Below are 13,587 nucleotides of genomic sequence, written 5' to 3'. Positions count from 1 at the left end.
TTGAAAATTGCTTGTTGGGAAGTGTCCCAAACCCTCGGAACGGAAAGGAAAGGAGCGAACACATGGACGGACGCAAAAGGACAGTGCAAATCAAATTCAGAGTGACGGAAGCGGAACGGGATTTAATACTGGAAAAAATGAAGCTCGTACCCACCCGGAACATGGCGGCGTATCTGCGGAAGATTGCCATTGACGGGTATATCATTCAGATAGACCACGCCGATATAAAGGCTATGACCGCAGAGATACAGAAAATCGGTGTCAACGTCAACCAGATAGCACGCCGCGTAAACGCGACGGGGAACGCATACCAAGAGGACATAGAGGAAATAAAGGGGGTGCTTGCGGAGATATGGCGGTTACAAAGATTAAGCCTATTAAAAGCACTCTAAGCAAAGCCCTTGACTATATCGAAAACCCGGACAAGACGGACGGGAAAATGCTTGTGTCCTCTTTCGGTTGCTCCTATGAAACGGCAGATATTGAGTTTGAATATACCCTGTCGCAAGCACTCCAAAAGGGGAACAATTTAGCCTTTCATCTGATACAGTCCTTTGAGCCGGGGGAAGTCGATTATCAGAAAGCCCATGAAATCGGAAAGCAGCTTGCCGACGCGGTAACAAAGGGGCAGCATGAGTATGTACTCACGACGCACATTGACAAAGGACACGTCCATAACCATATCATTTTTTGCGCGGTGAACTTTGTAGACCACCATAAATACAATTCCAACAAAAGGAGCTATTACGGCATACGGAACATGAGCGACAAGCTGTGCCGGGAAAATGGCTTGTCCGTTGTCGTCCCCGGCAAGGGCAGCAAGGGAAAGAGCTATGCGGAGTACCAGGCAGAAAAGACGGGTACAAGTTGGAAAGGCAAGCTGAAAACCACTGTTGACGCGCTTATCCCCCAAGTTTCCAGTTTTGAGGAATTGCTAACGCGGTTACAGGCGGCGGGCTATGAGATAAAGCCGGGGAAATATGTATCATGCCGCGCCCCCGGACAGGAACGCTTCACCCGCCTTAAAACCCTCGGCGCAGACTATACAGAGGAAGCCGTAAGGGAACGGATAGCGGGCAGACGGACAAAGGTGGCGAAAGCTCCCAGAGAGCAGCGCGGCGTGTCGCTGCTTATCGACATTGAGAACAGTATCAAGGCAGCGCAGAGTAAGGGCTATGAACAGTGGGCGAAAATCCACAATCTGAAACAGGCAGCTAAAACAATGAATTTCTTGACGGAACATAAGATTGAGCAGTACGCGGATTTAGTCAGCCGGATTGAGGAAATGGCAGCGGAAAGCGGACAGGCGGCAGACGCATTGAAGAACGCCGAAAAGCGGCTTGCGGAAATGGCGGTGCTTATCAAGAATGTTTCCACCTATCAAAAGACAAAGCCTGTCTATGACGCATACCGCAAGGCAAGGAACAGGGAGAAGTACCGCGCCGGACAGGAACAGGCAATTATCCTCCATGAAGCCGCCGTAAGGTCACTGAAAGCGGCGGGCATTGCGAAGCTCCCGAACCTCGCCGCGCTGCAATCGGAGTATGAAGCCCTCCAAGCGCAGAAAGAAGCCCTTTACGCCGACTATGGAAAATTGAAAAAGAAAGTCCGGGAATATGATATTATCAAGCAGAACATTGACAGCATTTTACAGGCAGACAGACAGCCGGAACGGGAAAAGGAAACAGAACGCGGATAAGGATAGCAAAATCCCCGCCGCTGTGCTATGATAGGGCTATCAAAAAGCAGAGGAGCGTTGAGCATGGAAAACCAGAAAATGCCGGAATATGAAACCATACGCGCCGCCGTTGCCGGGGAGAAATGGGCGGTGGAGAAAGTCGTGGATTGCTACAAGGACGAAATCGACAGGCTATCGACGGTAGCGGTCAGACAGCCAGACGGAAGCACGAAACAGGAAATCAACGAAGATATGCGCCAGTCTATCACAAAGAAGCTGATAGAAGCCCTCCCGCAGTTCCCGCTTGAAGAAATGGAAAAGGGAAATGTCAGATAGGCAAAAAAAGAACAGGGCGCGGAAGCCAGTATATGACTTCCGCGCCCTGTCTTTTTATGGGTGCTGTTTTCGTGAATGTTACGCAGTAGAACGCCATTTTCGGGGGTAAAGGTATAAAGTATCGCCTATCCGATTTTCACGCCCGGAAAGCCCTGTAAATCAAGGGATTTTCCGCACCTACTGCGTAACAGGGGTGCGTCTTTTCCTCATGCGCTCGGCAGCTTGTCTGCGGGTGATACGCTTCCGGCAGACGGGGCAGTATTTGACACTGTTAGAGGTTGACGCAAAGAACGCGCCGCACTCGGTACACTTCTTCTTGTCCCCTGTCTGGTAAAGCTCCGCATAGAGTAGCCTGTCGGCGGGAAGCACCGCAGCCCGGAACCACTTGCAGAGAAGCGAATAGGAAATGAGCTGCGGACAAACGCACTCGTCCCCGTCGTCCAGTAAGATACAGTTCCCGTTATCATAATTGCAGCACGTCCGGCGCACAAGGGCGTTGACTTTCCGGCTCTGGGGCGGCGTCAGCCGCTTAACCCCGTTCATACTTCATCAGCGGCGTAAATGGGAAGCTCTGCAAATTCCGCTTCGGTCAAAGCGTCCACTTTGGAAAGGGTGCGCTTTGCAAGCTCCCGCATATCCGCGTCCATGTAGGGCAGCGCGGCGTTGACATTCTCAATCAAAGCCCGCTTGCCGCCCTCGTTGTAAATGCTCAAAAGGTTTGTTTCTTCAACAGTCAGTCTAATCATGCTCATACCTCCATATCGTGATTTTTTGTTTTTGCCGCCGCCTTTTTCGGGGCGGTCTTTGCCTTGTCTGCTTTAAGCTGCGCCCGGATAGAGGGGCGGGGCTTCCTTATCTTCCTGTCCCGGTTCTCCCCCTTGTCAATCAGCGCATACGTCCCATGTCTGCCCTCGATTTTGGAAAAGGCAAGGGTCTTGTAGGGCAGCATGGAGAAAAGGCGGTCAGTGTCCTTTGTGGCTGCAAGCTGCATTCCCTGCGACACGCATAAGCATAGCTTCAGCATGAGCCAGCTTTTGCCTATCTTCTGTGAGCCGCAGAACAGCGATAAGCCTGTCGGGATAAGGCTGTCCACCACAAAGGATGGTTTCTCAAGCGGTTCATAAAGGAGCGTTTCGGCGTTGACTGTCTGTAACTTCTGCATGGCTTTCCTCCTTTCGGGCGGTGTCTTTGTTTTCGTTGCACATAGGCGTTGACCTCCTTAAAAATAGATTTACTCCCACGGAAAAAAGTGAGAGTATGTAATGCCGCCAATCCCACACAAATAAAAAACAGATTTCTTTTTCGGGCGGTGTCGGTCACGGTTGGAGATATTTCTTCAATTTCCGCCTTTACTTTCTCCTTTGCAATCGCAACAGATTTCTGTATTGCCGAAGCGGTGCAATGCTCCATAGCGGCGATTTGGTAAAAATTGAACTCATACTCGTAGTAGAGCAGGAAACGCCGCCTTTGTATCTCTGGAAGGCTCCCAACCGCCTTATAGAGCGTTTCATTCCGTTCTTCCTCAACCATGCGTTCATCAAGGCTCTTAGGCACACGCAACGCCCGTCTGTAAAGGGTTTCGTCCCATACCTCGTTAAACTCCCTGTGCCGCTCGTCCCATTAGAAAAGATTCCTGTTCCTGCGCTCCATCTGCCGAAACTCCATAAAGAACTGTTCCGACACTTCCAACTCGTGGGATTTGCCCTGCCCGTCCTTAAAGCTGATAAAATACCTTGTGCCGCTTTCCGTGGATTCCTCCCGAAGCGTGTATGCCTTAACCCTGTATGCCATCCTGTTGTCCTCCTGCAAAAAATGAGTGAGGGGATTTCCATCCCTCACCCAGTAGCCCGCAGGATGGCAGGCTGTTTTAGAAGCTATAAAATTTTCCGCAGCTTCTTCCGCAGATGGTCTAACCTCGCATAGATGGCACCAGTCGTCAAATGCACAAGCGGGGCAATCTCCTTTGTGGAATACCCCTGCATTTTCAGCAGGACGATTTTCAAGGTACGCCCGTCCACCGTGACTAATACTTGATAGAGATTTTCGCTCTCAATCTCTTCCAGTAACTCCGCAACCGTACCCACTTCCGCCTGCCGCTCCCTGCCTGCCATGTCCTCAAGATATTCCGCAACGTCATTCGTCCATCGGTAAAACCGCCTGTTGGAATTGAAGTCTGCCCTGTCCGCCATGCGTATCTGCTCAATGGTCGCTTCATCAACGCCGCACTCACGCAGCAGCTTTTCCTCCGCTTCTTTCCAGATACGCCATTTCCTGTCCTCCCGTCCGTGGTTGTATGCCATTCTTACTTCCTCCAATCAGAATTGATTGAGAGGGCAGAGAAAAGCCCCCTCATCTTCCCAAAGGAAAAAACAAGGGGGCTGAACGCCTTAAATTTTAATTTTCTATTATCTTTCTTAGTTTTATTAGGATTCTGGCTTTGCGTTTGTTTACAACGCTCTGGGTTATGCCCAACCTCGCCCCGACTTCACGCTCGGAAAGTCCGTCAAAAAAGATTGCCTGTATCAGCTCCTGTTCACTATCCGACAGCAAAGGCAGGGCGGCTTTCAGCCTGTCCACCATGACCGCATTGACAACGGTTTCTGCAATGTCCACCGCTTCATCAGTGATAAAGTCCAGAGGATTCCCCTCGCTGTCCGTAAATCCGTCGAGAGATAGCAGTCTATTCTTTGTATCTAATTTTTGCAGATAACGCCACCGTTCCTTGTCACGGTAGAAGTCTGTGTATTGCTCCCTCACGACTTCAAGCAGACAGCCTTGAATGGGGATAAACAGCTTGTCCATATAGGTCTGGTCGGATTCCCTGCAACGGCAGAACTCCGTGTAGGATAATTCCACATAGCCGCCACTTTCTCTGATATATACCTTTCTTGGTGCATATTTCACCATAAATACCTCCCATCTGAATTTTTGAAATGTAAAAAATCCAGATGGAGAGGCGGAGAACGACACCGCATATCAGAAACAGCCCTACGGCACTTTCCAACAAAAATCGACAAAAGAAAAACCGCAAAGGCTCTGTGACCTTTACGGTTATAGGAAATAGTAATTCTATTGTATGGAGATTGTACTTCTACTTTCAAGGTGAGAAGTACCGTTGCACTGGCAGAAATTTTTTTAACTGGTTTCCTGCCGTTCTCTGATATGCTATGTATTGATAAATTTTGCTTCGTATGAGCAGATAGATAACTGCCCGAAAAAAGGACATAAAAAAATCCCTCCAAATTTAAAAACAAATTCAGAGGGTAATTTAGGGTATAACAAAATAACCCACCCGAATATCGTTTTTTTTATTTGGTGAGTTTGTTCTTTCAAATACGAAACAAAAAGAGCCGATGATTCGTGAATTGTTCCACAATTTCATCGGCTCTGCGTCTTAAGCGTCTGGCTCTTTGATGACAGTTATCTTCAAGTTGTCAACTTTAATCAATCTTTCTTGTCTGCATTTTGGACAATAAAGGGGATAATTCTCCAAAACAGTGTCCTTCCTAATTTTATTACGGGTTTTGCTCCCACAAACAGGACACAATATCCATTCGCATTTCATCATAATTAGTCTCTAATCCTTTCAAATCTCATTTTATATGACTTTTGCAAGCTGTTAAGCTAACTTGTGGAACATATGCCGAACCTTATCTATACGGCTATTCGGGCGGCGGGGTTGGCAAATAAATTTACCAATAGCTGGCTGGTATCCTTTTAACTCTGTCAAGCAGACTCCCTGCCCATTTGTGAAATAAGTTAAATCGTTCCTGTATTCTTGAATACATCTAGCAGGGATTTCTCCTTTCAGAATGACCTCGTCATTCTTTATCTGAGTACTTACAATATCTGCACAATACCTTGGAGCATCATGATACGCCCGTGAGAGATATTCCTGCGGTGCATAAATTTCAAAGTGGAGATATGGCTCTAATAGTTCTGTCCCTGCTTTTTTTAAAGCCTGCTCCAATACGATAGGGGAAAGCAGCCGAAAGTCTGCGGGGGTACTTACAGGACTATAATACAATCCATATTCAAAACAGATTTTACAGTCTGTCACTTTCCATCCATACAGCCCCTGCTCGCAGCCATAAAGAACCCCCTCCATAACCGCATTTTGGAACGATTGATTTAAATATCCAAGTGAAACTCTGCTTTCATACTGCACTCCGCTTCCAATAGGGAGCGGCTCTATGGACAACCCGACAGAAGCCCAGAAAGGATTTGGCGGGACTTCTATGTGGATGGTATATTCTGCTTTTCTAAGCGGTCTTTCCATATATATAACAGTAGGCTCTTTTATTTCTGCCTCCACATGATATTTTTCCTCAAGGATGGCACAAATGACTTCCATCTGCACATTCCCCAAAAAAGAAAGTATAATCTCATGCGTTGTAGTATCCACATAATATTTTAAAAGAGGGTCGCCATCTGAAATTTCTGTAAGTGCCCCAAGCAATATTTCCCGCTGTTCAGATTTCTTTACTGCAATCGTTGTTTGGAGCATAGGGAGAGGATTTTCAATAAATTTTCTCTGCGGCAACAGTATTTCGTTCCCCAAAATACTGTTTAGCTGCAAAACATCATTTGGTAAAATTACAATATCACCAGAGCAGGCTGTATCGGATGAATATAATTCACCGTTTGTCGGAACACACATCTCTGTGATTTTTATTTTCTCTTTTTCAGATATTCTAATAACATCCCTCAAATGCAATGTTCCGCTATATATACGCACATAAACAAAACGCCGCCTTTTCTCTGAATATTCAATCTTAAAAACCTGCCCGCATAGTTCAGATTGACCTTCAGGCGTTGATGAATAAAATTTACTGGCAATTACTTCTATAAGCTGCCGAATCCCCAGATTGTTTTTAGCGCTTCCGTGATAAACGGGAAATAACGTTCCGTTTTGGAATCTCCTGTTTTCTTCCTGTTCCAGTTCTGACATTTTAAACGGTTTCCCTGACATATATTTCTCTAATAGTTCATCGTTTCCCATAATTACCGCATCCCACTGTTCCATATCGTCATTGTCCGTTACATTTATATGGGGATGCTGCCCAACCTTTTGCTTCACTATAATTTCCGAAGAAAGCTTTGCTTTCATTTCCCGATATACCATTGGCAAATCAATCCCCTCTTGGTCAATTTTATTGATGAAAAAAATTGTCGGAATCTTCATTATCTGTAGTGCATGAAACAGTATACGGGTCTGTGCCTGTATGCCATCCTTTGCAGAAACTAATAATACTGCTCCGTCTAATACGGATAAAGAACGGTATACTTCCGCCAAAAAATCCATATGGCCTGGCGTATCTATAATGTTGACTTTTACATCCTCCCACTGAAAAGATGTCACTGCTGTCTGGATAGTGATTCCCCTTTGACGCTCCAAATTCATTGTATCTGTCCTTGTTGTGCCTTCATCTACGCTCCCTAGTTCTGCAATTGCACCACTGGTATACAATAAACTTTCCGTTAATGTTGTCTTTCCTGCGTCAACGTGAGCCAGAATGCCTAAGTTAATTATTTTCATGTGATTTTCCTCCTATCAACACCCAAAAAAGGGCATAAAAATACCCAGTGATAAATACTCCTATCACTGGGTAAATAACTCCAATAGCCCCAAAACACTTATATGTTTTCGGGCATATAAAATTACATGATAAAAGTATTCTTAAACTGGGTACAAAAAACTAAGCCCCATATTAAAAGTGAAACGGGACTGCTACTTTTTGTTCCCACTATCAAATTGACAGTTTATTTAAGAATACCTTGCCGCATATTTATTAACTCCTTGTATAATACTGAATCTAATTATATTCCTTAACCCTTTATTTGTCAAGCTGACAAACTAAAGCAGAAAAAGCGGCAGGATTTCCCCCTGCCACTAATCATCTGTTTATGCAAAAATAATTTCCTTTTCCACAATCTCCCTCGCACAAGCCCTTATGTTATTGAGGCATCCTGTCCATTCTAAGGCGTTTTCTGCCTTTAGCTGTTCCGTTATGCCCTGTGCCTGTTTCATACCCTCTATGAGCCTTTCAAAGCGTTCCTGTGCCTGTCTGTTGATGTCGGCAAGGTAGGCGTTTAGCCTGCCGCTTGTAAGAAGATTGGTGTATGTAACTTTACGGTACTGTTTTAGATAATCTAAATGCCGTTGCCCCCAGATGCCTATTGCCTGTTCTTCTTCGGCGGGTACAGTTAAGCACGGTATCAAATAATCCCCTTGCCTTTCGTATTTGCCGCCCAGTTCCTCAAATAATGATTTTGCCATTGTCTGTTACCTCCACATTCTTTTTTATTTTGAATGTCCGCAAAATCCGTCCTACATCATACGGTCTGCTCCCATCATTCGGAATGTTGCCCGGATCGTTGCTGGATGGATGTGTATCCCATCGCAGATAATTTCTGCCATTACATGCTTATTGTCAAACACTGCCCCTACTACGCCCGGCTTCCGGTGCGTAAATTCAGGCATTGCGTTGTACAGATGAACCGCATGATTGGCTCCGGCCACAAATGCAGTCGCCACAGTTTCATAATCAGCATTGGTATGCGCAAGGGAAACATTCACCCGGTCTTTTACTTCCTGAATAAATTCAATTGCATTGCTGCTCTCTTCCGGAGCCAGCCCGATAAATTTCACAAGCCCATTGGATGCTTTCAGGAAGGTCACAACGGCCATATCGGTTTCAATGAGCCGGGTGCTGCATTTGAAAAGGAAACCCACTGTGTTGATCTGACCGAAAGCACCATTGAGGCAAATAAGCGCTTCTTCGCTTCAGAAGATGATGTCCCGAGACAGGCTTACACCATGGGTATTAAGAACATCATGCAGGCCAAAAAGATCCTGGTTGTCGTAAGCGGAGAGGATAAGGCAGATATTTTAAAAGAGGTCCTCTATGGTGCCATCACACCTCAAGTTCCTGCATCCATCCTACAGCTTCATAACGATGTAACCATCGTTGCAGATGAGGCAGCTCTTAGTAAAATTAAGTAAACTCTTTGCATCTCATCCAAATATAAAATACCGGATAACCATTTGGCATATTGCTAAGTGGCTACCCGGTATTCTTTTTAGTATTCATTTGTTACTTTCTTCGGCATTTTCCTTTGAAAAATCCTCTTTTCAGTTTACAACATCCATACAAAAAAAGCCTCCACCCGGCATATGCCAGGCAAGGCTCCTTTTGTATGGCTTATTTCAGTTTTTACTGAACCCAAATTCCGTCCGGTCCAATCTTGTAGCCGTCCGGAGTCATCTCATCTGCTGTCATGATACCATCCGGTTTCAGATAATACCAATGCTCATTCCAGAACAACCAGCCAGTGATCATGTCTCCGCCTGCATTTAAGTAGTACCAATGGCCCATGTAAAGCAGCCACCCGCTGTGTGCCATGATACCATCTGTCTTAAGCCAGTACCAGTAACCGCCTTTCTGTACCCAGCGGTCTGCCGCAGTCTCACCACTGCTTAAGATCAGTTTCCAGTCAGTCCCATTCTGTACCCACCGGGCCTGATCATCGACTATGGACGGGCGGTGCTGCTCTTTGGAAGAAATGCTTCCAGAGGATCTACTTCCACCACCACCGCCGGAGCTGCCACTTGACTTTCGTTCAAAAATAGCCTTTACGGTCACATTGCCTGCTGGCATAATAAATTTGTTATTACTGATAGTCACACCACCAGAAACAACTTCCCACACCTTAAAACGGTAGCCGCTATTTGGCGCAGCGGTCAGGGTAATTTCGTCTCCCATCGCTGCAGAAGCAGGAGCAGCGGATGCGGAACCGTTCCCATCGTTTTCTACGATCACAGCGTAAACAGTTCGATCATAGTAAAGTTTTAAGGTCACGATATCTGCCGCACTGCTGATTTTTTTTAGTATTCCGCTGGAGGTGGAGATTGACGGATGATAGGTAAAGCCATCATAGGTTTTTGGCGTTGCCGTAACGGTATCGCCTATTTTACCTGTGGAATACTCGGTTTCTTCCAGCGTATAGCCGCTACCACTGGCCTTATAATGCTCCACGATATAGCGGATACCGCCTGGAGTAATTGGCGTGGATGGAACAGTTTTTTTCCACTGCGCATAGAGCGTCATAGCTTTTGAAACGATAATGTATTGTCCGTCACTATATGCTGTGCCGCTTCCATCTCTCTCCGTATTCCATCCAACAAAATCATAAGTGTCGCGGACAAAAGTATTGTAAAAAAGCTTCTCCTCCTCGCCGGAGGTGCAATTCTGGGAATACATCGCTCCCGTTCCACCGTTGGCATCGAAGGTCACGACAAATTGCAGGTGATTGATTGAAACGCCTTCGGCAATCGTGCCGCTCTCGCTGTTGATGACGGTTCCGGTAAATGTGCCGCCGGTGATGGAGCCGTTATTGGAGACTGTGCCGGTAAACGTGCCGCCGGAGATCGTGCCGTTGTTGATGACTTCGCCGTTGAACGTGCCGCCGGAGATCGTGCCGTTGTTGATAACTTTCCTGTTGAATGTGCCGTTTTCGCTGGTGCTGCCGGGGGTGACGGTCACCTTGCCGTTGAACTTCGTCCCGCCGGAGCCACTAATGGTACAGAGATCTTTGCCATTTCCCAGCACGACGTCGCCGTCGACCGAACCGCCGTCGGCGTAAAACTTCCCATAGCTAGAATTATTCGGAACGCCGGTGAGGTATAGTCCGCTTCCGTTTGCCGCTTTGCATAGGGCAATGCGCGCGCTGTCCTCCAAGGTGATCTGTCTCATGCGAGAGGTGCTCACGCCGCCGCCATAGGCTTCGCTGGAGTCAGCAGAATTCTTCGCCGTGCAATTTTGAATCACGGCGCTGCCGGACAGGGTGAGTGAAGTATTGTTTGTGATATAGACGCCCCCGCCGAGGGAGGCGTAGGAAGAAGAGGTGGAGATTGCCTGGCAGTCCTCGATTTTGGCCTGACCGGACATCTCAAAGCCGCTGCTGCTGGCGACGTATACGCCACCGCCGTAAACCTTTTGGGTCGCGCTTTCGGCGGTGCAGCCGCGGATGACCGCCTGGTCCAACATCCGAAACGTGCCGTAAGCGCGAACGCCACCGCCGCCGCCACCGCCGCACCGACAGTCGTGGATGACCGCGGTTCCGCGCATGTCAAAAAAAGATCCTGCCGCGCAGGCGTACACGCCGCCGCCGCCACCGGAGGCGACGCACCCGGCGATGCTGCTGCCGCCGGTCATCCAGAACTGGTCCATTTGACCGGTCGGCGGATTCATACACACGCCGCCGCCATCCGTCGCGGAGCAGCCGACAATGCTGCCGCCGGTCATGGTCAGTTGCCCATTGGCGATATACACACCGCCGCCGTAGTAGTTGTAGTAGGTATAAGAGCTGCCGCCGAGGAGAATCGGATGTCCTGTGCCGCCGGTTATGACGCCGCCGGAGACGGTCTCCGTGCCGCCTGTCTCATTCAGTATCCACAATCCGTCGCCGGTCGGTGTGAAGCCGTGTGACCGCCCGCCGGTGTTGCTGTCTTGAATGGTCAGGTGACCGCCATCGACTACGAAGACACTGCCCCGGTCCGCGCTGTCATACCGGAGCACATAGCCGTCCAGGTCCAGGGTGACAGTACGGTTGACGGTCAGTGTGGCGTTAATAGTAATGTCTGCGGTCAGCTTGACGGTAGTAATCGCACTGTTTCCCAGTGCAGAAGTCAACTCCACCGCCGTGGAAACTTCTGCCGTTGGGCTTGCGGTCGACTGTTCTTTCCAATGCGCCATAAGCGTCATGGTGTATTTGACCTTATCCGTATCAAAGTTCCATTTCGTTGTTGTACCGCTGTTATCGTAATACCAGCCGTCAAGCGTATAATCCTCTTTGGTGGGAACCGGGGTCGGTGCGGTAAGTGTTGCTCCGTCCCTACTCCAATTCACTTCTTGCGTACTGGTCGGCTCTCCGTTATCTGGGTCAAAAGTGATTACAAGCGTACCGCTTAGGGTGGCCCCGCTGAAATCACCTCTTAAAATCGTACCGCCGTCGTTGATCACCTCGCCGGTGAACGTGCCGCTTTCGATGGTACTTTTGTCGTCGTAGTCGCCTTTGTTGTTGGTCACCTTGCCGGAAAACCTGGTGCCGCCACTGCCGGTGATCGTTCCGGTTGATTGATTTGGCACACCGTTCATCACATCCCCAGCAATTTCGCCGCCGTTGGCGTACAGCGTGTTTATGTTGTACACCCCGCCGCCGCTGCCGTCTGCCGTGCAGTCGCTTTCAATGGAACCGCCGGACATGGTGAAGCCGCCGTAGTTATAGACACCACCGCCCCGGGCAAATCTTTCATTTCCTGAAGTTCCCTCCGCCCGACATCCTGTGATGCTGCCACCGTTCATGGTGAATTGACCTTTCCCAACGTACACGCCGCCGCCAGCTGCTTGATTGCCGCTGCTCTTGCAGTTTTGGATGGTGCCGCCAGACATGGTGAAGCTGCCACCGTTCCGGATATGCACACCGCCGCCATAGCTGGTGCTGAAGGCATCGGAGTTGTGGGCGGTACATTCCATGATGCTACCGCCAGCCATGGTGAAGGTTCCTCCCGTAACATTCACACCGCCGCCTCCGTCTGTGGCGGCTGCAAAACAGCCGGTGATGCTGCCGCCGGTCATTGTAAACGTTGTCTGATCGACCGTGCTACGCCAGCCTTCCAGGGATACACCGCCGCCCACGCCTGTTGCCGAGCAGCCAACGATGTTTCCTCCTGTCATGGTAAGCTGACCGCCGGTAAGAACATACACACCGCCGCCGTCATTAGCATTGCCGCCGGTAAGAACGCCGCCGGAGACAGTTTCTGTACCGTTGGTTTCGTCCAGCACCCACAGACCATTGCTGCCTGTAGTGAATTTGTGCTGTGCAATCGTGTTGCTGTCCTCGATTATCAGATTGCCGCCCTGCTCCACCCTGATTACGCTGCCGCTGTCAGTCATTCGCAGCACAAAACCATTCAGATCCAACGATACGGTGCGATCCACCGTCAGGGTATCGCCGATTTCAATATTTCCCATCAGTGTAATCTTAGGAATGCTGCTATCCGCCAGCGCAGAAGTCAGTGCATCCGCTGTAGAGACTTCTTCTGCTCCGCTTACGGTCAGCATAGGCGCGGACAGACCTGCCAGCACAGCAGCGGCCTCCGTATAGCGTGAAAAATCGAGTGTAGCCAATTCCTCGTCGGAGAGCTGCAACTTTGCTTCGTCAATGGCTTCAAGCTGGGCTTTTACGTCCTCGGCGTTATCGGCGCTGATTTCCTCCGCGTCTGGCAATGCGTCAATCATGGCCTGTACACTTTCCACGGTAACGCCTTCCTGTGCATTGGACGAGGTGGCAATTTCTGCTTCTTGTCCTTGTTCTGTTTCTTCTTCAGCTTCATTTTCCAACGGTGTTTTCGCAGTTGCCGGAGTGCTGCCCTCATACTGACAGTTTAATTTTTTTGTGATACAGCCGCTTTCCGCGCTGCATATATGGCTACACTCAACAGGCTCATCCGCCTCGGATGGGGTGGCCTCATTTTCTGATATGATTTCCTGTGAATAGCATTCCAGCGT

The 13,587-nt window shown here is 48.7% G+C and carries 12 protein-coding genes and 4 pseudogenes; 4 read left to right on the top strand and 12 right to left on the bottom strand.

The genetic code is table 11. The features are described 5' to 3' along the window. Window positions 1-62 precede the first annotated feature (62 nt). The 3 genes from WMO41_RS09050 (at window position 63) to WMO41_RS09040 (ending at window position 2,014) form a co-directional block, all read left to right on the top strand. A complete protein-coding gene (locus WMO41_RS09050; RefSeq protein WP_002569185.1) occupies window positions 63-392 on the top strand; it encodes a plasmid mobilization protein in 330 nt (109 codons plus the stop codon). Then, on the top strand, window positions 353-1,699 hold the full coding sequence (locus WMO41_RS09045) for a relaxase/mobilization nuclease domain-containing protein (protein WP_002569184.1): 1,347 nt from the start codon (window positions 353-355) through the stop codon (window positions 1,697-1,699). Before WMO41_RS09050 ends, WMO41_RS09045 begins: the two co-directional genes overlap by 40 nt. Before the next feature lie 63 nt (window positions 1,700-1,762). Further along, window positions 1,763-2,014, top strand: a complete 252-nt coding sequence (locus WMO41_RS09040; RefSeq protein ID WP_002569183.1) for a helix-turn-helix domain-containing protein — start codon at window positions 1,763-1,765, stop codon at window positions 2,012-2,014. Between the two features lie 177 nt (window positions 2,015-2,191). On the opposite strand, the gene WMO41_RS09035 is transcribed toward WMO41_RS09040, so the two are convergent. From WMO41_RS09035 to WMO41_RS08985, 11 genes and pseudogenes are all read right to left on the bottom strand, one after another. Continuing rightward, window positions 2,192-2,557 carry a cysteine-rich VLP domain-containing protein gene (locus WMO41_RS09035; protein ID WP_002569182.1) on the bottom strand — a complete coding sequence of 122 codons (366 nt, stop codon included), beginning with the start codon at window positions 2,555-2,557 and terminating at the stop codon, window positions 2,192-2,194. Continuing rightward, window positions 2,554-2,766, bottom strand: coding sequence for a transposon-transfer assisting family protein (locus tag WMO41_RS09030; RefSeq protein WP_004607965.1), 213 nt, complete (start codon window positions 2,764-2,766; stop codon window positions 2,554-2,556). The genes WMO41_RS09035 and WMO41_RS09030 overlap by 4 nt, the downstream gene beginning before the upstream one ends. Continuing rightward, window positions 2,763-3,005 (bottom strand): annotated as a pseudogene (locus WMO41_RS16095) (hypothetical protein); the annotation flags it as partial. The pseudogene WMO41_RS16095 and the gene WMO41_RS09030, both read right to left, overlap by 4 nt. After that, a pseudogene (locus WMO41_RS16090) lies at window positions 2,997-3,176 on the bottom strand (AAA family ATPase); the annotation flags it as partial. The pseudogenes WMO41_RS16090 and WMO41_RS16095, both read right to left, overlap by 9 nt. 154 nt (window positions 3,177-3,330) lie before the next feature. Continuing rightward, window positions 3,331-3,805, bottom strand: a pseudogene (locus tag WMO41_RS16085) (RNA polymerase sigma factor). Window positions 3,806-3,888: 83 nt separating this feature from the next. Then, a complete protein-coding gene (locus WMO41_RS09010) occupies window positions 3,889-4,314 on the bottom strand; it encodes an RNA polymerase sigma factor (protein WP_000323895.1) in 426 nt (141 codons plus the stop codon). Window positions 4,315-4,408: 94 nt separating this feature from the next. After that, window positions 4,409-4,918 carry a sigma-70 family RNA polymerase sigma factor gene (locus WMO41_RS09005; protein WP_105116765.1) on the bottom strand — a complete coding sequence of 170 codons (510 nt, stop codon included), beginning with the start codon at window positions 4,916-4,918 and terminating at the stop codon, window positions 4,409-4,411. A 490-nt stretch (window positions 4,919-5,408) separates the two neighbouring features. Beyond that, window positions 5,409-5,579, bottom strand: coding sequence for a cysteine-rich KTR domain-containing protein (locus WMO41_RS09000; RefSeq protein WP_004614788.1), 171 nt, complete (start codon window positions 5,577-5,579; stop codon window positions 5,409-5,411). A 54-nt stretch (window positions 5,580-5,633) separates the two neighbouring features. Then, window positions 5,634-7,553, bottom strand: coding sequence for a tetracycline resistance ribosomal protection protein Tet(O) (tet(O), locus tag WMO41_RS08995; RefSeq protein ID WP_000691758.1), 1,920 nt, complete (start codon window positions 7,551-7,553; stop codon window positions 5,634-5,636). 366 nt (window positions 7,554-7,919) lie between these two features. Beyond that, on the bottom strand, window positions 7,920-8,294 hold the full coding sequence (locus WMO41_RS08990) for a TnpV protein (protein WP_001129922.1): 375 nt from the start codon (window positions 8,292-8,294) through the stop codon (window positions 7,920-7,922). Window positions 8,295-8,345: 51 nt separating this feature from the next. Continuing rightward, complete coding sequence (locus WMO41_RS08985; RefSeq protein ID WP_349229515.1) at window positions 8,346-8,705, bottom strand: hypothetical protein; 360 nt, start codon at window positions 8,703-8,705, stop codon at window positions 8,346-8,348. Here WMO41_RS08985 and WMO41_RS08980 point away from each other — a divergent pair. Then, window positions 8,691-9,020: pseudogene (locus tag WMO41_RS08980) on the top strand (6-phosphogluconolactonase); the annotation flags it as partial. The gene WMO41_RS08985 and the pseudogene WMO41_RS08980 sit on opposite strands and share 15 nt — an antisense overlap. Window positions 9,021-9,231: 211 nt before the next feature. On the opposite strand, the gene WMO41_RS08975 reads toward WMO41_RS08980, so the two are convergent. After that, window positions 9,232-13,587, bottom strand: a 4,356-nt coding sequence (locus WMO41_RS08975) for an InlB B-repeat-containing protein (RefSeq protein WP_349229467.1), incomplete at its 5' end; no start/stop codon positions are given.

Source organism: Ventrimonas faecis, from assembly GCF_040096075.1.
Classification (GTDB): domain Bacteria; phylum Bacillota; class Clostridia; order Lachnospirales; family Lachnospiraceae; genus Brotaphodocola; species Brotaphodocola faecis.
Note: the sequence above shows the minus strand (reverse complement) of the source record. Positions and strands in the feature narration are given on the sequence as shown.

Bases quoted from the DNA above. Each gene is read 5' to 3' on its own strand.
- WMO41_RS09050 (WP_002569185.1), top strand. From the start codon at position 63: ATGGACGGACGCAAAAGGACAGTGCAAATCAAATTCAGAGTGACGGAA.
- WMO41_RS09045 (WP_002569184.1), top strand. From the start codon at position 353: ATGGCGGTTACAAAGATTAAGCCTATTAAAAGCACTCTAAGCAAAGCC.
- WMO41_RS09040 (WP_002569183.1), top strand. From the start codon at position 1,763: ATGGAAAACCAGAAAATGCCGGAATATGAAACCATACGCGCCGCCGTT.
- WMO41_RS09035 (WP_002569182.1), bottom strand. From the start codon at position 2,557: ATGAACGGGGTTAAGCGGCTGACGCCGCCCCAGAGCCGGAAAGTCAAC.
- WMO41_RS09030 (WP_004607965.1), bottom strand. From the start codon at position 2,766: ATGAGCATGATTAGACTGACTGTTGAAGAAACAAACCTTTTGAGCATT.
- WMO41_RS09010 (WP_000323895.1), bottom strand. From the start codon at position 4,314: ATGGCATACAACCACGGACGGGAGGACAGGAAATGGCGTATCTGGAAA.
- WMO41_RS09000 (WP_004614788.1), bottom strand. From the start codon at position 5,579: ATGAAATGCGAATGGATATTGTGTCCTGTTTGTGGGAGCAAAACCCGT.
- WMO41_RS08990 (WP_001129922.1), bottom strand. From the start codon at position 8,294: ATGGCAAAATCATTATTTGAGGAACTGGGCGGCAAATACGAAAGGCAA.
- WMO41_RS08985 (WP_349229515.1), bottom strand. From the start codon at position 8,705: ATGGCCGTTGTGACCTTCCTGAAAGCATCCAATGGGCTTGTGAAATTT.